Annotated in this window: 15 protein-coding genes; 4 read left to right on the forward strand and 11 right to left on the reverse strand. The window is 61.3% G+C overall.

Going from position 1 to position 18,289, the window contains the following annotated elements; genetic code table 11:
* Positions 1–91: 91 nt before the first annotated feature.
* The 4 genes from ACEN2T_RS18260 to ACEN2T_RS18275 all read right to left on the reverse strand — a co-directional run bounded on the left by ACEN2T_RS18260 (position 92) and on the right by ACEN2T_RS18275 (position 4,307).
* The gene (locus ACEN2T_RS18260; protein WP_095186236.1) at positions 92–2,275 is read right to left on the reverse strand and encodes a xanthine dehydrogenase family protein molybdopterin-binding subunit; all 2,184 of its coding nucleotides are present in this window, start codon (positions 2,273–2,275) and stop codon (positions 92–94) included.
* On the reverse strand, positions 2,272–3,261 hold the full coding sequence (locus tag ACEN2T_RS18265; protein WP_032884656.1) for an FAD binding domain-containing protein: 990 nt from the start codon (positions 3,259–3,261) through the stop codon (positions 2,272–2,274). Before ACEN2T_RS18265 ends, ACEN2T_RS18260 begins: the two co-directional genes overlap by 4 nt.
* Positions 3,258–3,764: a (2Fe-2S)-binding protein gene (locus ACEN2T_RS18270; RefSeq protein WP_095186235.1), complete on the reverse strand. Its 507-nt coding sequence runs from the start codon at positions 3,762–3,764 to the stop codon at positions 3,258–3,260. Before ACEN2T_RS18270 ends, ACEN2T_RS18265 begins: the two co-directional genes overlap by 4 nt.
* Before the next feature lie 96 nt (positions 3,765–3,860).
* Positions 3,861–4,307, reverse strand: a complete 447-nt coding sequence (locus tag ACEN2T_RS18275) for a DUF4879 domain-containing protein (RefSeq protein WP_122753017.1) — start codon at positions 4,305–4,307, stop codon at positions 3,861–3,863.
* 188 nt (positions 4,308–4,495) lie between these two features.
* On the opposite strand from ACEN2T_RS18275, the gene ACEN2T_RS18280 reads away from it, so the two are divergent.
* Positions 4,496–5,791 (forward strand): NCS2 family permease, encoded by a 1,296-nt coding sequence (locus ACEN2T_RS18280; RefSeq protein ID WP_032884654.1) that lies wholly within the window; start codon positions 4,496–4,498, stop codon positions 5,789–5,791.
* A complete protein-coding gene (trmA, locus tag ACEN2T_RS18285) occupies positions 5,788–6,867 on the forward strand; it encodes a tRNA (uridine(54)-C5)-methyltransferase TrmA (protein WP_095186234.1) in 1,080 nt (359 codons plus the stop codon). Before ACEN2T_RS18280 ends, trmA begins: the two co-directional genes overlap by 4 nt.
* 143 nt (positions 6,868–7,010) lie before the next feature.
* On the opposite strand, the gene ACEN2T_RS18290 is transcribed toward trmA, so the two are convergent.
* The 7 genes from ACEN2T_RS18290 to ACEN2T_RS18320 all read right to left on the reverse strand — a co-directional run bounded on the left by ACEN2T_RS18290 (position 7,011) and on the right by ACEN2T_RS18320 (position 16,772).
* On the reverse strand, positions 7,011–8,327 hold the full coding sequence (locus tag ACEN2T_RS18290; protein WP_032884652.1) for a TolC family outer membrane protein: 1,317 nt from the start codon (positions 8,325–8,327) through the stop codon (positions 7,011–7,013).
* A complete protein-coding gene (locus ACEN2T_RS18295; protein WP_407692691.1) occupies positions 8,324–9,649 on the reverse strand; it encodes an HlyD family type I secretion periplasmic adaptor subunit in 1,326 nt (441 codons plus the stop codon). Before ACEN2T_RS18295 ends, ACEN2T_RS18290 begins: the two co-directional genes overlap by 4 nt.
* Positions 9,646–11,382, reverse strand: a complete 1,737-nt coding sequence (locus ACEN2T_RS18300; RefSeq protein ID WP_442117281.1) for a type I secretion system permease/ATPase — start codon at positions 11,380–11,382, stop codon at positions 9,646–9,648. Before ACEN2T_RS18300 ends, ACEN2T_RS18295 begins: the two co-directional genes overlap by 4 nt.
* A gap of 176 nt (positions 11,383–11,558) precedes the next feature.
* Positions 11,559–12,182 carry a heme acquisition protein HasA gene (locus ACEN2T_RS18305; protein ID WP_442117282.1) on the reverse strand — a complete coding sequence of 208 codons (624 nt, stop codon included), beginning with the start codon at positions 12,180–12,182 and terminating at the stop codon, positions 11,559–11,561.
* 103 nt (positions 12,183–12,285) lie between these two features.
* Entirely contained in the window at positions 12,286–15,036 is a 2,751-nt protein-coding gene (locus ACEN2T_RS18310) for a TonB-dependent hemoglobin/transferrin/lactoferrin family receptor (RefSeq protein WP_442117283.1), read from the reverse strand.
* A gap of 151 nt (positions 15,037–15,187) precedes the next feature.
* On the reverse strand, positions 15,188–16,186 hold the full coding sequence (locus ACEN2T_RS18315) for a FecR family protein (RefSeq protein ID WP_122681735.1): 999 nt from the start codon (positions 16,184–16,186) through the stop codon (positions 15,188–15,190).
* Positions 16,187–16,250: 64 nt separating this feature from the next.
* Complete coding sequence (locus tag ACEN2T_RS18320; RefSeq protein ID WP_095186230.1) at positions 16,251–16,772, reverse strand: RNA polymerase sigma factor; 522 nt, start codon at positions 16,770–16,772, stop codon at positions 16,251–16,253.
* 207 nt (positions 16,773–16,979) lie between these two features.
* Here ACEN2T_RS18320 and aroQ point away from each other — a divergent pair, with 207 nt between their 5' ends.
* Both aroQ and ACEN2T_RS18330 read left to right on the forward strand, forming a co-directional pair.
* On the forward strand, positions 16,980–17,429 hold the full coding sequence (aroQ, locus tag ACEN2T_RS18325) for a type II 3-dehydroquinate dehydratase (RefSeq protein ID WP_032884645.1): 450 nt from the start codon (positions 16,980–16,982) through the stop codon (positions 17,427–17,429).
* Positions 17,426–18,274, forward strand: coding sequence for a shikimate dehydrogenase (locus tag ACEN2T_RS18330; RefSeq protein WP_122681736.1), 849 nt, complete (start codon positions 17,426–17,428; stop codon positions 18,272–18,274). Before aroQ ends, ACEN2T_RS18330 begins: the two co-directional genes overlap by 4 nt.
* Positions 18,275–18,289: the final 15 nt, after the last annotated feature.

Below are 18,289 nucleotides of genomic sequence, written 5' to 3' on the forward strand. Positions count from 1 at the left end.
GTGGATCAGCCAACTTATGCTTGGACTGAAACTCCGCCATCGGGAGCAAGCCCCCTCCCACGTTTGGATCTTCAATGTTTGCTGGACCGCGTCAGAGCACCTTATCCAGGGTGATCGGAAACTCCCGCACCCGCTTGCCGGTGGCATGGTAAATCGCGTTGGCTACCGCCGCCGCTACCCCGACAATGCCGATCTCGCCAACACCCTTGGAACCCAGTGCATTGACGATCTCGTCGTGCTCTTCGACAAATACCACGTCAATCTCGCCGATATCGGCATTCACCGGGATGTGGTACTCGGCCAGGCTGTGGTTCATGTAGCGCCCCAGTTGATGGTCGATCTGGGTTTCTTCATGCAATGCCATGCCGATTCCCCACACCACCCCGCCGAGAATCTGGCTGCGGGCCATCTTCGGATTGACCACACGCCCGGCCGCAATCGCGCTGACCACACGTCGCACTTTGATTGTTCCCAGGTCTTCGTCCACCTGGACCTCGACGAACACCGCCGAGTGGGTGGCGGTGGCGTAACCCTCGCGTTTTTTGTCCGGCTCGCTGTCGACCTGCACTTCCAATGCGTCTTCGCCACTGTCCTTGACCAACTGCGCCAGCGACACACTCACGTCACCGGTGTGCAGTTGGCCGTCTTCAAAGCGAACGGACTCGGCGTCCTTGAACACCGGGTAAGTCTGGCGGGCAATGCTCAGCAGTTTGGCCGTCAACGCTTCGCAGGCTTGCTGCACGGCAGTGCCCACTGAGGACACGGTAAACGATCCACCCTGCAACGGCGCGGTGGGTAAAGACGAGTCACCGAGTAGAAAATTGACATCGTCGACAGCCACGCCACTGGCCTGGGCCGCGATCTGGGTCATCACCGTGTACGTACCGGTGCCGATGTCGGTGGTGGCGCTACTGACCGTCAATTTGCCCAGCGAATCGATGCGCGCCTTGGCGCTGGCCTTCATTTGCATGGCCTCCCACACCCCGCCGGCCATGCCCCAACCGATCAACTGGCGGCCGTCGCGCATGCTGCGCGGCTCCGGGTTGCGCTGCTTCCAGCCGAAACGCTCGGCGCCTTCGCGGTAACACTCGCGCAGGGCTTTGCTCGACCAGGGTTTATCTTCGTTCTGGTTGCGTTCGGCGTAGTTGATCAGCCGCAGTTGCACCGGGTCCATGCCCAGGGCGCAGGCCAGTTCATCCATGGCGCATTCCAGGCCAATCACGCCCAACGCGGCGCCTGGCGCGCGCATGTCCAGGGGCGTGAAGACATCCAGCGGCACCAACTTATAAGTAAGCTGCACGTTGTCGCAGTGATAGAGCATGCCGCTCCATTCCACCACGTGTTCACTGAAGTCCTCAAAGCGCGAGGTCTGACCAATCGCGGTATGCCCCAGCGCCAGCAAACGGCCGTTGGCGGCGGCGCCCATCTGCAAACGCTGCAGGGTGCGCGGGCGGTAGCCAAAGGTGAACATCTGCTGGCGCGTCAGGGTGACCCGCACCGAACGCTTGAGCGCTAGAGACGCCATCACCGCCAAAGGCAATTGGTACTGCGGGCGCAGACCAGAGCCGAAGGCGCCCCCGACGAACGCAGCAAAGATGCGCACCTGACTTTTATCCAGGCCGAAGACTTTTTGCACATAGGCCTGGCAGTTCTGCGGGCCCTGAGTCTTGTCGTGGATGTGCAGGGTGCCATCCGGCTGATACAGCACGGTGCTGGCGTGGGGTTCCATGGGGTTGTGGTGTTCGATGGGCGTGCTGTAGTGCAGATCGAGGCTGATGGCCGCGCCGGACCATTCAGCCTGGAAGTTACCGCGCGGCTTGGGCGGGGTTTGCGGCGAGGGATAGGCCAGTTCCTGCTGGGCGAGCAGATCGGTCTCGAAGTCCTCGCACTCATAGTCGATATGCACCAGCGAGCCGGCGTGTCGCGCCAACTCCAGGTTATCGGCGATGACCAATGCCAGGGGCTGGCCGCTGTAGAGCACGCGGTCGTTGTACAGCGGGCGAAACGGCGAGCCATCCGCCGCATCGTCATCGGCGAAGGCGTCGTCATAGCTGGCGATTTTCGGGCGGTTGAGATGATGGATAACATCCACCACACCCGGCAGCGCTAACGCTTTGGACGCGTCGATGTTGATAACACGGCCTTTGGCGATGGTGCTGGACACCACGCTGCCATGAAGCAGGCCAGCCTCAGGAAACTCACCGGCGTACCGCGCCTGGCCTGTGACCTTGAGCAGACCGTCGACACGGTTCAAGGGTTTACCGATAGCGGTCATGGCTGTTCTCCTGCAACGGCGGCGTCGCTCAGCGCGCGGATAATTGCGCGGCGCGCGAGCTTGATCTTGAAGCCGTTATGTTCCAGCGGCTCGGCGTCTTGCAGCAGCACGTCGGCGGCGTTGCTGAAGGTTTCGCGGCTGACGGTCTGACCGATCAGCGCGGCTTCTACCGCGCGGTCACGCCAAGGTTTGTGGGCCACGCCGCCGAGGGCCAGGCGAGCGTCAACGATAGTGTCGCCGTCCAGTTCAAGGGCGGCGGCGACTGACACCAAGGCAAACGCGTAAGACGCGCGATCGCGAATCTTCAAATAGTGGCTGTGACGTGCCAGATGGTCGGCGGGCAATTCAATTGCAGTGATCAGCTCATCGTCGGCCAGCAGGTTGTCGCGCTGCGGCGTATCGCCAGGAAGACGATGGAAGTCGGCGAACTCGATAACCCGTGCGCCGCCACGTCCCTCCACATGCACCCGCGCCTCCAACGCAGCCAAGGCGACGCACATGTCCGACGGATGAGTGGCCACGCACTGCGCGCTGGCGCCAAGAATCGCATGGATACGGTTCAACCCGCTGCGGGCCGGGCAACCACTGCCGGGTTCGCGTTTATTGCACGGCACCGTGGCGTCGTAGAAGTAGTAGCAACGGGTGCGCTGCAGCAAGTTACCGCCGGTACTGGCCATGTTGCGCAGTTGCGGCGAAGCACCTGCGAGGATGGCTTGGGACAGCAGCGGGTAACGCTCTTCAATCAACGGGTGCCAGGCCAGGTCGGCGTTGCTCACCAGCGCGCCGATCCGCAGGCCGCCATCGGCGGTTTCTTCAATACCATGCAGTGGCAGGCCGGTGATATCGATCAGGTGTTCGGGACGGCTGATGTTTTCTTTCATCAGGTCCAACAGGTTCGTACCACCGGCAATAAAACGCGATGCGCCGCTGGTCAGGTGCACGGCCTCCTGTACGTCGACAGGTTTGCTGTAGTGGAAGGGATTCATTGCTCACCTCCCAGGCCGTCTTTGATGGCATCGCGGATATTGGTATAGGCACCGCAGCGGCACAGGTTGCCGCTCATCAATTCCTGGATTTGTGCAGTGTCGTGGGCACGGCCTTCATTGGCCAGGCCGACGGCGGAGCAAATCTGGCCCGGCGTGCAGTAGCCGCACTGGAAGGCGTCGTGTTTGATAAAGGCTTGCTGCATCGGGTGCAACTGATCGCCGCTGGCCAAGCCTTCGATGGTGGTCAGCTCGGCGCCATCGCACATCACGGCCAGGGTCAGGCAGGCGTTTATGCGCTTGCCATCGCGCAGGACGGTGCAGGCACCACATTGGCCGTGGTCGCAGCCTTTTTTACTGCCGACCAGGTCGAGTTGTTCCCGTAGCAAGTCCAACAACGTGGTCCAGGGCAATACGTCCAACTGACGATCCTGGCCATTGAGGGTCAAGCGTATGGAGTGGGCGACGAACGGTTGGGCCGCCGCGCCATTGGGGGTCGCGCTCATAAACACCTCACGGGTTGGTGTACATCCGCGGCGTTCAGGAAAGTCGCCGTCTCAGGGGTACGACTTCCCGGGGTTTTGAGCGTTCAAGATGATTGATCAGCGGATATTGAGCAGGGTCTTCAAGGTGTTTCGCGGGGGATTGATCGATGAGTTGCTGTATTCGAACCAGCCTTGGGCTTCGACATTCAGGTCAAACACATAGATGTAGCCCATCAAAGTGCCCCCGCCAGCGCAGGCCTGGCTGACGTTGCCGACCTGACACACCGGCGTGCGCTGACCGTTGAGCACCGCGCCGTTGAAGAGGCCGACCGGGTTGTTACCCAAGCCTACTTCCATCACCGACACCTTGGTCGGCCCTCGGTGCGTGCACATCTGCGTGGTGCTGGTGCGCTCTGGAATGGTTTCGGTGCAGTTGGCCGATTCGACCTTGAACACGCGCACTTCGCTCAAGGCCGGTGCAGTCGCGCCCCAGACCGGTGCCGCTCCCAGCCACAGGCCGAGACAAGGGATCAGGGCTAGACTCCACGCGTTGGCTTTTTTCATGCTGTCGATGACCCGGTATTGAACGTCGGCGCAGTATGCCTCAAGGCCATGCGCCATACAGCCTCGGCTGCTGGTATGATGCGCCGCTTTTTCCGATCCTCTCTGAAACCACAGGCGTTTGGCGCAGTTTGTGCTTTGACTTAGAGGTCAACAAATCACGACGCAAGATAGCGTCACAGGGAGCAGGCATGCTGGAAAAGCTGTTTCAACTCAAGGCACACAACACGAACGTGCGCACCGAGATTCTCGCGGGCATCACGACATTCCTGGCCATGGCCTACATCCTGTTCGTGAACCCGAGCATCCTCGGCGAAACCGGCATGGATAAGGGCGCGGTATTTGTCGCGACCTGCCTCGCGGCGGCCATCGGCTCGACCGTGATGGGCCTGATCGCCAACTACCCGATCGCACTCGCGCCGGGCATGGGCCTCAACGCCTTCTTTACCTACACCGTGGTCCTGCACATGGGCCACACCTGGCAAGTGGCGCTGGGTGCGGTGTTTATTTCGGCGGTGCTGTTCTTCCTGCTGTCGATCTTCCGCATCCGTGAGTGGATCATCAACGCCATCCCGCTTCCCCTGCGTTCGGCGATTGCCGCCGGTATCGGCCTGTTCCTGGCGTTGATCGCCCTGCACAACGCCGGAATCGTGGTGAGCAACCCGGCCACCATGGTAGGCCTGGGCGACCTGACAAAAGCGGCCCCGATCCTCGCCACCCTCGGTTTTGTGCTGATCGTCGCACTGGAAGCCCTGGCCGTACGCGGCGCGGTGCTGATCGGCATTCTTGCGGTCACTATCGCTTCCATCGTCCTGGGCGTGACCCCGTTTGGCGGCGTGACCTCGATGCCCCCTTCGCTGGCCCCGACCTTCCTGCAGCTGGATATCAAAGGCGCACTGGACATCGGCCTGGTCAGCGTGATCTTCGCGTTCCTGTTCGTTGACCTGTTCGACAACTCCGGCACCCTGATCGGCGTCGCCAAGCGCGCCGGCCTGATGAGCAAGGACGGCCACATGCCGAAAATGGGCCGCGCCCTGATCGCCGACAGCACCGCCGCCATGGCCGGTTCGCTGCTGGGCACTTCGACCACCACCAGCTACATCGAATCCGCCGCGGGCGTGAGCGCCGGTGGCCGTACCGGTTTGACCGCCATCGTGGTGGCGATCCTGTTCCTGCTGGCGCTGTTCTTCTCGCCACTGGCCGCCAGCGTACCGGCGTTTGCCACGGCGCCGGCACTGCTGTTCGTGGCGGTGCTGATGACCCAGGGCCTGGCAGAAATCGACTGGGATGACATTACTGTTGCAGCGCCGGTGGTGGTCACCGCCCTGGCGATGCCCTTCACATACTCCATTGCCAACGGCATCGCCTTCGGTTTCATCGCCTGGACCGCCATCAAGCTGCTTTCGGGCCGCTACCGTGAGCTGAACCCAGCGCTGGTGATTCTGTCGATTCTGTTCGTGATCAAGCTGGGCTGGTTCAACGCATGACTTTTGACGCCGCAAGCTACACCGTTCAACTGCAAGACAAGGTCACGCGCTTGCGTGACCTGCTGGCGCCGTTCGACGCGCCCGAGCCACAGGTATTCGACTCACCGCTGCAGAACTTCCGCCTGCGGGCGGAGTTCCGCCTGTGGCGCGAAGGCGGAGATCGCCACTACGCCATGTTCTCCCAGGACGACAAGCGCACGCCGATCCTGATCGAAGAATTCCCGATTGCCAGCCAACGCATCAATCAGTTGATGCCGCAACTCAAGGCCGCCTGGCAAGCCAGCGCCGCCCTGAGCCACAAGCTGTTCCAAGTGGAGTTCCTCACCACCCTGGCCGGCGATGCGATGATTACCCTGTGTTATCACCGCCCGCTGGACGAGCATTGGCACACGGCGGCGAACAAGCTGGCAGCTGATTTGAATGTCAGCATCATCGGCCGCTCCAAGGGCAAGCGCGATGTGATCGGCCACGACTACGTGGTGGAAAAACTCGACGTGGGCGGGCGCACCTTCAGCTACCGCCAACCCGAAGGCGCGTTCACCCAGCCCAACGGCACGGTGAACCAGAAGATGCTCAACTGGGCATACGAAGCCTTGGGCGATCGCCCGGATGACTTGCTGGAGCTTTACTGCGGCAACGGCAACTTCACCCTGCCGCTCGCCACCCGCGTACGCAAAGTGCTGGCCACCGAAATCAGCAAGACCTCGGTGAATGCGGCCCTGAGCAACCTCGATGAAAACGCGGTAGATAACGTCACGCTGGTGCGACTCTCTGCCGAAGAACTCACCCAAGCGCTGAATGAAGTGCGCCCGTTCCGTCGCCTGCAGGGCATCGATCTGAAGAGCTACGAATTCGGCAGCGTCTTCGTCGACCCGCCCCGCGCCGGCATGGACCCGGACACTTGCGAATTGACCCGTCGCTTCGACAACATTCTCTACATCTCCTGCAACCCGGAGACGTTGGCGGCGAACATTGCGCAATTGCATGACACGCACCGCATTACGCAATGCGCGATGTTTGACCAGTTCCCGTGGACGCACCATATGGAATCCGGGGTGTTGCTGACTCGTCGGTAATTCCAAGTCTGGTAGCAGTTCAACATGTGGGAGGGGGCTTGCTCCCGATGGCGGTGGGTCAGTTGAAGGTTTGCTGATTGACGCACTGCTATCGGGGGCAAGCCCCCTCCCACATTGGCTTGGTGTATTGGCAAATAGCGTTGTCAGGCCGACGGTTGGAAATACCCCGCCAACGCCCGCAAGTCCTGCTCGCTGAGCAGTCCCGCGTAATACTTCAACTGAATCCTGGCCAGCAAATACGCATGTCGAGCGTTCGCCAGGTCGCGGCGGGCGGTGAACAGTTGCTGTTCGGCGTCGAGCACGTCGAGGTTAACGCGCTCGCCTCCGCTGACGCTTTTCTTCGTCGCGGTGACCAGTGCCGTGGCGGAGCTGACGGCCATTTCATAAGCCCGCACTTTTGCCGCGCCGCTGGTATTGAGGTTGAACTGCTTGCGCAACTCCACCAGCGTGGCCGAGGTTTGCGCGTCCAGTTCGTACTGGGCCTGGCTCAATTGATTGCCCGCCTGACGAGTAGAAGCCGACACCGAACCGCCGGCAAACAATGGCAAGCTGACCTGAATGCCGACGCTGTTGGTGTCGTACTGCTGGTTGTAGCTGCTTTCCGAATCGGAACGGGTCTGGCGGCTGCTGGCGTACAGGCTGACCTTGGGCATGTGCCCGGCGCGTTTGCGCTCCACTTCGTAGGACGCCACGTCCAACGCGTGATGCTGGGATTTAAGCTCCGGATTGTTGGCCATGGCCATTTCCCGCCAGGTCTCGAAACGGTTCGGCTCCAGGGGCGGGATATCGAATTGACGGGTCAGCGGCGCCAGCTCTTCGATCTGCAGCGGTTGGCCGACGATGGCTTCCAACTCTCGCAGGGCGCTGTCCTGGGCATCCAGGGATTCGATTTCTTCAGCCTGGGCCAGGCTCAGGCGCGCTTGGGTTTCCAGCACATCGGTACGTGTCCCCTCGCCACCTTTGAGCAGGCGATCGTTGAGTTGCAGGCGTTCGGCAAATGCGCGTTTCTGCGCGCGGCTCAACTCGATGCGTTCCTGGGCCAGCAACGCCTGGCTATAAGCGCTGAGTACCCGCACCGCAAGTTCCTGGCTTTTGCCGCGAAAGCGCTCATCGGCCATCAGCGCCTGGGCCGTGCCTTGGCGAAACCGCGCGTAGGCTTCGTAGTCCAGCAGTGGTTGCTGCAAGGTCAGGGTCGAGGCATAGCTGCGGTAGTCGCGGTCGCTGGTGACATCACCTGCAGTCACCTGCGACTCGTTGCGCGAATTGTTGTAGCTCCACGACAGATTCGGCAGCAACGCCGCCCGACCTATCACGCGATTCTCTTCACCGGCCTCACGCGCCTGGATGGCGGCCTGAAAAGTCGGGTCATTGCGCAGCGCCAGGTCGTACGCATCCAACAACCCCAGGGCTTGCGCAGCCGGTGTAAAGCTCACGCACAAGGTAAACAGCAGCGCCTTCATTCTTCCACCAAGGCCATATGGGTGCGGTCCAGCAAAGGTTTGAACAGGTAGTTGAGCATCGACCGTTCACCGGTCTTTATGAACGTTTCCACCGGCATGCCGGGACGGATCTGTGCGCCGGCGAGTTGCTGCATACCCGCCGTGCTGACTTGGGCACGCAACGTGTAATAAGGCTCGTCGGTGCGTTCATCGACCTGGCGGTCGGCGGATACCAATGTCACCTCACCCGCCACCCGCGGCGTGGTGGCCTGGTTGAAGGCCGAGAACAGCAGTTCCACCGGTAAACCGGGGTGCACTTTGTCGACCATCTGCACCGGCACCCGCGCTTCCACCAACAGCGGCTCGCCCTGGGGCACGATGTCCATCAGCGCCTGACCGGGCTTGATCACGCCGCCTTCGGTGTACACGTCCAACCCCACCACCACGCCGGACGCCGGGGCGCGGACCAGGCTGTTGGCCAGTTCGAACTCGGCCGACGCCAGGCGATTACGCAGGTCGTCGCTGCGGGTGCGGGTTTCGGCCAACTGGCTGCGCAGGTCTTTCTGGAAGTCTTCGCCGAGCTGGCGGATACGCAGGCGCAGCTCCAAAACCTGACGCTGCAACTGGCCGATGCGGCCATAGTCCTCGGCGATGGTGCCGTCGATCTGCGAGTAAAGGCGCTCGCTGTCGAGCAGGCGATTGCGCGGGATATAACCGTCCCGCGCCAGTTCGCGCAGGCCTTGCAGTTGCTCATTGAGCGCCGCCCGTTGCTGCAGTTTGCTCGCTTGGGAATCCCGCGTGCCGCGCAACTGCGCTTCGGCCCCGGCGATGGTTTCGCGCAGGCCTTGTTGCTCGGTGGCCAGCGACTGGGCGCGGCTGTTGAACAGTTGCCGTTGCAGATTCAGGGTGTTGGTCGCCTGCGGCTCATTCAGCAGTTCAGGGCCGAAGGTGATCGCAGGCAACCCTTCGCTTTCGGCATTCAACCGCGCCTCGGTGGCCAAGGACGCCAGGTACTGGCTGCGCAGCGACTGCATCTGCCCGCGCAACGGGGTTTCTTTCAAGCGCAGCAACACTTGGCCGGCGTTGACCACCTCACCGTCGCGCACTTCGATACGCTCGACGATGCCGCCGGTAGGGTGCTGAACGGTTTTTCGATGGCCCGAAACCATCACCTTGCCCGACACCGCGACGCCCTTGTCCAGAGGGGCCAGCGCGGCCCAGCCGATAAACCCGACAAATCCGCCAAGCACCAGCAGCCAGCCCAGGCGTGAATATTTTTTGTCATCCAGCGCCAGCACGTTATGGGATGCGTCGCTGACCAGCATCGGTTTGCTCATGCTCATGCCTGTTTTCCTTCGCTGAGGCGGTAACTCATGCTCATGGTCGACACCGGTTTGCTGACTGCCGGTTTCTGCCGCGCCTCCAACACCCGCGCCGTTGGACCGAAGGCCTGCAACTGGCCGTCCTTGAGGATCAGCAATTGGTCAGTGAGGCTCAGCACATTGGCTTTGTGGGTAATCAGGATCACGGTGCGACGCTGCTGCTTGAGCTGGGCGATGGCCTGGAGCAGGGCCTGCTCGCCCACTTCATCGAGGTTGGCGTTGGGTTCATCCAGCACGATCAGCGCGGGCAAACCGTACAGCGCACGCGCCAGGGCCACCCGTTGTTTCTGGCCGCCGGACAAGCCTGCGCCGCCCTCCCCCAACTGCGTGTCATAGCCTTGGGGCAGTTGCAGGATCAGGTCGTGTACGCCGGCCATTTGCGCGGCGGCGAGGACCTTGTCGGCATCCAGCTCGGTAAACCTCGCGATGTTGTCGGCGATGCTGCCGGCAAACAGTTGGATGTCCTGGGGCAGATAGCCGATGTGCGGGCCGAGTTGCTGCTTGTCCCATTGGGTCAGGTCGGCGCCGTCCAGGCGCACCTTGCCGGCCAGTGGAGCCCAGGCGCCCACCAGCACCCGCGCCAGGGTTGACTTGCCGCAGCCTGACGGCCCGATCACCCCCAGCACGTCACCCGCTGGCAGGTTGAAGCCCAGATTAGCCAACGCTGGCCGACGGCTGCCGGGGGCGCAGGCGCTGAGTTGCTCGACGCTCAATTGCCCCTTGGGCGCCGGCAGGCTCATGCGCGCCGGGCGCGCGGGGTTGTCCGCCAACATCTTCGATAGCCGATCAAAGGCCAGGCGCGCCGAGCCCCATTGCTTCCACACGCCGATCAGTTGGTCGATGGGGGTGAGCACCCGGCCCATCAGAATGGAACCGGCAATCATCATCCCCGGCGTGATGTCGCCCTGCACCGCCAGCAACGCGCCCAGGCCAAGCACCAGCGACTGCAACGCCAGGCGCACGCCCTTGGACCAGGCACTGACAGCGGCGGTCTTTTCACTCGCTAGGTTCTGCTGCGCGAGAAATGCCTGGTGCTGGTTGAACCAACGCCCGCGCAACGTGGCAAGCATGCCCATGGCTTCGATGGTGTCGGCATTGCGCAGGTTGGCGGTGGCTTGCTGGCTCGCGCTGATAGACAGTTGGCTGGCCTGGGCCATCGGCGCCTGGCTCACATGATGGTTGATCCACGCCAGCGCGATCAAAATCACCGCGCCGCCCAGCGCCAGCATTCCGAGCCAAGGATGGAAGAGGAAGATCACCAGTAGGTACACCGGAAACCACGGCGCATCAAAGAACGCGAACAACGCCTGTCCGGTAGCGAACTGGCGCAGCGTCGTCAGGTCATTCAGTGCCTGCCCCGCCGCCTGGGTGCCGCCCTTGAGTTGCGCCTCGAACGCGGCGTCGTACACCCGCTGGTTCAGGCGCATGTCCATCTGCGTGCCGAGGCGGATCACCACTTGGCTGCGCACCCACTCCAATGCGCCCATCAGGCCGAACAGGCCGAGGATCATCAGCGTTAGCATCAACAGGGTCATCTGATTGCCCGAAGCCAGCACTCGGTCGTACACCTGCAACATGTAAAGCGCCGGGGCCAGCATCAGCAGGTTGATCACCGCCGAGAACAGGCCGATGTTGAAGAAGCCACTTTTATAGGCCGTGAGGGCGGCCAGGGTTTCGTTGCCGGCGTGGCGCATCTGGAGGTTCTCGTGGGGTTAAGCGTGCGACGTCGCCGCGTTGACAGGCGATACGACGCTGCGCAGAATTTGGCACCGCCGTCGCCGGAAGAGTTAGAAGGCTTGGGCGACGGCGGTGTGTCATGCGGCGAATGGGAGAGCGATCTTCCATTCGCTTTTTTCATGCAGCGAAGGCGTTAGGCGGCGAGTGCCCAGTCCTGTGCCACGTCTTGCACACCCACCAGCGCAATGTCGGTGGTGGCCGAGGATGCGGCATGGCTGGCGACAGCGGCGCTGATCTCGTCGAAGGTGCTGTTGAGGTCTTCGCCGATTGCGCCCAGCAGGTCAGCGAGAACGGTTTCCAACGCGGACGTGTTGCCCTGCATCAGGCCGTAGATCACGCTCTGGACCTCGTTACCGACGCGACCGGCATCCGACGCTGCGCTCAGGTCGAGGCCGTTGAAGGCGACCTTGAAGTCGGTCAGGCTGAAGTCGCTGCCGCTACCGCCGCCCAGACCAGTGCCCAGTTGAACGTTATCCAGCTCACCCCACAGGAAGTGGTTTTGGTTGCTGCTCGCTGGCAGCAGTGGATTGAATACATAGTGCAGGCCATTGCTGGTGTCGCTGTCGGCAATGAAGGCGTAGTCGGAGCTGTTGGCGCCGTGGGTAGCGTACTGGTCACCGGCGAGTGAGCCGTTGCTGAAGCCACCGGTGTTGCTGCTGCCGTGACCGGCTGTATTGAAGCCCAGGGCCCAAGCGCTCAGGTATTCCGAGACGGTTACATCACTCAGGATCGAATCGTAGCTAACAGAAATAGTCATCACTAAACCTCGTTAAACAACGCTATTGATGAGTACGCACAAGCGGCGCACTTTTTTACCCACTGTTGGGTAAAACCATTGATCACGTGCCGCTGCACGTAGATCAGAACTTGTATTCCAACATCCCGCTCAACGTCCGGCCGCGCGCCAGGCTCAAGTTGTTGGCGTCGCCCATGGCGACGAAATAGGCTTCATTGGTGGCGTTTTCCAATGCCAGCGAAATGTTCAGGTGGTCAGTCATCCAGTAACTGCCGTACAGGTCATACAGGGTGTATTGAGGCCAGAGCGCCTGGTCGATCAGGTCGTAACCCTGCTGATTGAGGTTTTCCCCATTTCCCGCGCTGTAGCGCACACGCACACCGGTATCCAGGCGCTTGTCCAGGAAGCGCGCACCCAGGGTCACGGAGCCACGGTCGGCGGGCATGTAGGTGGCGTTGCCCATGATCCGGCCACAGCTTTCCCGATTGTTGGCAACGTCATCGTCGAGTACTTCATAGCGGGTCACGAGGCGGATTCGTGAAACGCCGTTTGCATCCACATAGCGCTCGATACGCGTTGTGCTTGGCCCGTTTTTCTTCGCGCCGCCCATGTAATAGTTCTTCGAACAGAACTCGTTACTGCCGATCATGTGGGTGAAGCTCAGGTTGGCGTAGACGCGGCCCATGTCGTAGTTGAGCTGGTACTCAAGCCCACGGAAACGCGTGGGATTGGTGTTGTTGACGTAGGCCATGGTCCCGAGAAAACCACCCGATGTGGTTTCCGGAAGGCTGACGCTGGTGTTGAGAAAGGAGAAGTTTTCGATCTTGGTATCAAAGTAGGCCACCTTGATGCCCAAGCGATCATCACCGAACAACAGCCCTTCCTTGAACACGTTCACGCCCACCTCCCAATCCTTCGACTCCTCGGGCTTGAGATAGGGGTTGGGGAACACGCGCTCACCCGAGCCGCCGCCATGGGGGCGGCCCGTCATGAAGGTTTCGGTCACTGCCGGCGGGCGCCAGCCTTTGCCCCAGTGCGTATAAAGCTGCAGCCAGTCCAGGCCAGGTTTGACGGCGATGCCGAAGGTGGGGGAGAACTGCCCCTCCTCGCGATCGACATCGTAGACTTCCACGACCCGCTTGGCCCCCACCAGGCTGCTGTAGAAGCGATCACGGCGGTACAGCGTCATGCCCGTTTCGCCTTCGAGCCGATAACGGTCGTAACGCAAACCGCCATCCAGGGTCAGCCAATCGCCATACTCGTATTGCAGGTTATTAAACAGGCTCGCGATGGTGCGTTTGCCGCCCGGCGTTCCACCCTCGGCGTAGGGCAGCAAGGCGAGGTCGTTGGTGGCTTCGACCTTGTTGGTGCGTGGTTTGAACTCGTCCTGGTACAGCTCTCCACCGTAGTTCCAGCTCACATGGCCCAACTGACCGAAATCAAAGCGCGAGGTGTTGTCGCCTTGTAGTCCCCAGGTGTCCGTCTGGAAGTGGTCAGTGTAGGTCCCCACGTAGTTTCCGGTGCCTACCGTCGCGCCGTTCGGCGCATTGGTGCGATCAAGCTGGGTGGTGACGTAGTACGCCTTGGCCTTCAGATCGATCAGTGGGTTGTCCGGGGTATAGCTGTAGTCCAACGCAAAATTCTTGGCGTTGAGGTTGTTTTTGCTGACTCGTTGGTAAAACACACTCTGGTTATCGTCGCTGGTGTAAGCCCAGGCATCGTTGCTGTCGCTGTCACTTTCCAGGTAGCTCAGTTGCACGCGCTGGTCATTGGGCAAGTTAAGGCCCAGCTTGACGATCTGTGATCGGGTCACGCTGCCCATGTCACCGACTTCGCTGTTCAACCAATCATCGAACGCACCCGGCATGGCCTTGCGGGCGCGCAGGTTGGTGCCCAATTTCTGGTCGTTGTGGTTACCCGAGCGGTAATCGCCGAAATGCCGTTCGCTGTACCCCACCAACACATCGCCGCGCTCATCACCAAAGGCAAACACACCGCTGCCATTAAAATTGGTGCCATTGCCCAGCTCACCAATGCCGTGGCCAGCGCGGATGCGTCCGCCGTATTCCTTGCCGTCTTTCAAGAACTCACTGGCATCCAACGTCTTGAACGAGGCAATCCCGCCCAACACTGCTGCGCCGCCCTGCCCCGACTGGCTACCCTTGTCGATCTCGATACTGGAGATGAACTCCGGGTCGATCAGCAGGGTGCCGTTGCGTTGCTGGTGGCCGTTGACGTTGAAGTTCTGGCGCATGCCGTCGATGTTCATGTTCACGCGGCCGTAGTCTTGCACCCCGCGAATGTTCACCGACAAACCAGGATCGCGCTGGTTGACGGCGGTGTAGACGCCTGCGGTTTCTTCGAGCATGTCGGCGGCGTGACGGGGCGGGCGTTTATCGATCATGTCACGGCTGATCACCGCCACGGACTTTGGGGTCTGGTACACCCAATCACTGGCCTGGCCATTGGTGTTGGCGGTGATGGTGGTGGTGCCTACGGTCATGGCGCCCGCGTGATCATCGCTGACGCGGTTGAGGGTCACTTGGCGTTCACTGGTGAAGCGATACTCCACCGGCGCAGCGCCGAGCAAACGGCCCAGGCCTTCCTGCACGCTGAAGCTGCCTTTGAGCGCAGTGCTGTTCAAGCCTTGCAGGCGCTGGCTGTCAAACAACACTTGCAGACCGGCTTGGTCGGCGAACGCCAACACGGCACTGCCCAAGGATTGCGCAGGGATATCGAACGTCAGCACGACGGGCTGGGCCGCTCCCGCTTGAGGCTGCGCCGCGTACACGGGAGCCGCTGCGGCGAACAGGCCCAAGTGAATGGCCAAGGCTAACCGGCTACCGGTGATACGCCCCTTGGTGAGTGCTGACATTTCTGGTTTTCCCTGCGCTGATCGTATTTTTGTTTATGCGAATGCTTCTCACCTAGCAAGACGTACGAGGCGCAGGAAGTCAGTAAGACTTTTTAAAAGTTTTTCGTGCGGGGGGTTTTAAGCGGGCGGGAGCAGACCTCCCGCCAGGTCATTAATAGATCAGGCTGAGGCCTGCCAAGTCCAAGCGTTGCACCTGGAGTTCCTGAGTCAGGGTGCCGAGCGCCGTGTCGAGCATGTCTAGGCGGAACACGCCGCTGACTTCACGTTCACCCAGGTCGGAATGGGTCAACACCACCTGACCGGGACGATAGCGGTTGAGCTGCTCAATCACTTTGGCCAAGGGCTGACGATCAAAAATCAACACGCCACGCCGCCAACTGGTGGCACGCTCTACATCAAACTGATCCAAGGGCTCGATGCCCTGCGCGGGGCTGTAGCGGGCGGCCTGGCCTTCCTTGAGCACGTGGTCGCTCGGGCCTTTTTTCGGTGTAGCGTGCAGGGAGACTTCGACGCTGTGCTGCAACACGCCGACCCAGCCCTGGCGGTCGTCCTCACGCTGCACCACAAACCGCGTGCCCAGCGCCCGCGTCTGCCCGCCGGCGCTCTGCACCACGAATGGCCGGGTTTCCTTACCCACCATCGGCGCCACGTCAAAAATCGCCGAGCCCTGGATCAGGCTGATGCGCCGCTGCACGCCGTCGTAGTCCAGCCGGATGGCACTGGCGGAATCCAGTTCTACCGTGCTGCCATCGGCCAAGTGCACGGTGCGCACTTCGCCCTTCTGCGTCACGTAATCGGCCTGCATGCGCAGCCAGGCCTCCGGCCCGCGCACCCAACCCACGCCGGCGACCACCACCACCAGCGCCACCGCCGCCGCACGTTGCCACGGCCTGCGTCGCGGGGTTCGGCGCACCGGTAGCGTCGCCGCCGCCGGACGCTGACGGTGCACTGGCTCGTCCTTATGCACCTCGCCCAACGCTGCCCAGGTCTGCTCGGCAAAGCGCAGCGCCGCTTCATGGCGGCTGTCGCAGGCAATCCATTGGCGCAGCTCGGCCTGCTCCTGGTCGGTCAGGGCACCGGCGTGCAGGCGCACCGCCCAATCGGCGGCCGCCTCGGTAATGCTGTGCTGTTGTGGACCCTGGCTATTCACGTGTGAATCTCGAATTTTTTCGTTATGTAAAGCTGTGACGTCTGAGCGGAGGTTTTTCCGTAACTCACTCGTCGGATGGCGCCACCTGACCGTCCTGCAAGCGCTGCATGACATACGCCAACGCCTTGGCCAGGTGCTTTTGTACGGAGCTGTCTGATATATCCAAGTGCCGCGCAACCTGGGCATGAGTCATGCCCTCTATCCGATTCAGACGGAAGATCTGCTGGGTTCGTTCCGGCAACTCCGCCAATGCCTGCTTCAATGCCTGCCGCTGTTGCTGCGCCATTGCCTGAGCCTCCAACCCGGCCACTTCATCTTCAATCTCGGCCAGCGCCTCATTAGGCACGGAATCGGTCTTGCGCCGTGCTTCCTGGCGGATATGGTCGATCAGCAGATTGCTCGCCGTTCGATAGAGATAGCCCTGGGAATTGTCGATGCGCTCGCCGGGTGGTTTTTCCGCCAGGCGCAGGAAGCTCTCCTGAACCAGGTCGGCCGCCAACTGCGGGTCCCGTACCTTGCGAGCCAGATACCCGCGCAGGGTATCAGCGTGCTTGAGAAACAGGCCCTTGAGATCCACGTCCGACAAACCGACTCCCTGGAATGAAAAGGAAACAGGCGGGCATATTAAGCGTTGTCGAGAATGATTTTCAATTGATATCTAATCTGATTCAGCTAGGGGCACACCTGATTAAAAGTTCGGTAATCGAACACATCCGCCGCCATCAATTGACCAAATTAACTAACCAGTACATTTTATCTGCACAACGAACAAGAACTGTGGAGATACCCCCCAATGCCGCCTATCGTGCTGGTGCTCAACGGCCCCAACCTCAACCTGCTCGGCACCCGCGAGCCCGCCACCTACGGCCATGAAACCCTGGCCGACGTCGCCGCCCTGTGCGGGCGCAGTGCCGATAAGCTCGGGCTGAAAATCGAATTTCGCCAGACCAATAACGAAGGCGAACTGCTGGACTGGATCCACGGCGCCCGTGGCCGTTGCGCCGGTATCGTGATCAATCCGGCGGCCTGGACGCACACCTCGGTGGCGATTCGTGACGCTCTGGTGGCCAGTGAAGTGCCGGTGATCGAAGTGCATTTATCCAACGTGCATGCCCGCGAAGCATTTCGTCATCACTCCTTTGTATCGCCCATCGCCAAAGCGGTGCTCGCCGGTTTTGGCAGCCACGGCTACCACCTGGCCCTGGAACACTTCAGCCAATTGCTGAAGGGATCGGCTCAATGAAACAGCGCATCCTCGCCGGCCTGATCGGCGCCGGTATCCAGGCTTCCCGTACCCCCGCTCTGCATGAACAGGAAGGCGACGCCCAAGGTTTGCGTTACCTGTATCGCCTGATTGATCTGGAGCCGCTGCACCTGGACACCAACGCCCTGCCCGACCTCCTGCGTGCAGCCGAGCAGATGCACTTCACCGGACTGAACATTACCTACCCGTGCAAACAGGCCATCCTACCGCTGCTCGATGAACTGTCCGATGAAGCACGGGGTATCGGCGCGGTGAATACGGTGGTGTTCAAAGACGGCAAACGCATCGGCCACAACACCGACTGCCTGGGGTTCGCCGAAGGTTTCCGGCGCAACCTTAATGATGTGCCACGTCAGCGCGTGGTGCAGATGGGCGCCGGTGGTGCGGGCGCGGCGGTGGCCCATGCGCTGTTGGCTGAGGGTGTGGAGCACTTGAGCATTTTCGACGTGGACGCCAGCCGCGCCCGCGACCTTGTGGATAACCTCGCCCAGCGCTTCGGCAGCGGTCGTGCGCAAGTGGGTCTTGATTTAGACAACGCGATGGCCGAGGCCGATGGTCTGGTCAACACCACGCCAATGGGCATGGCCAAACTGCCGGGTATGCCGGTGCCGGCGACTCTGTTGCGGGCGCAATTGTGGGTCGCGGAAATCGTGTATTTCCCGCTGGAAACCGAACTGCTGCGCAACGCCCGCGCCTTGGGTTGCCGCACGTTGGATGGCGGCAATATGGCGGTGTTTCAGGCGGTAAAGGCGTTTGAGTTGTTTAGTGGTCAAGTGGCGGATGCGCAGCGGATGTTGGCGCACTTCAAGAGTATGAATGCCTGAAATGTGGAGGGGGCA

It is taken from the genome of Pseudomonas sp. W22_MBD1_FP4 (genome assembly GCF_052113765.1).
Taxonomy (GTDB): domain Bacteria; phylum Pseudomonadota; class Gammaproteobacteria; order Pseudomonadales; family Pseudomonadaceae; genus Aquipseudomonas; species Aquipseudomonas sivasensis.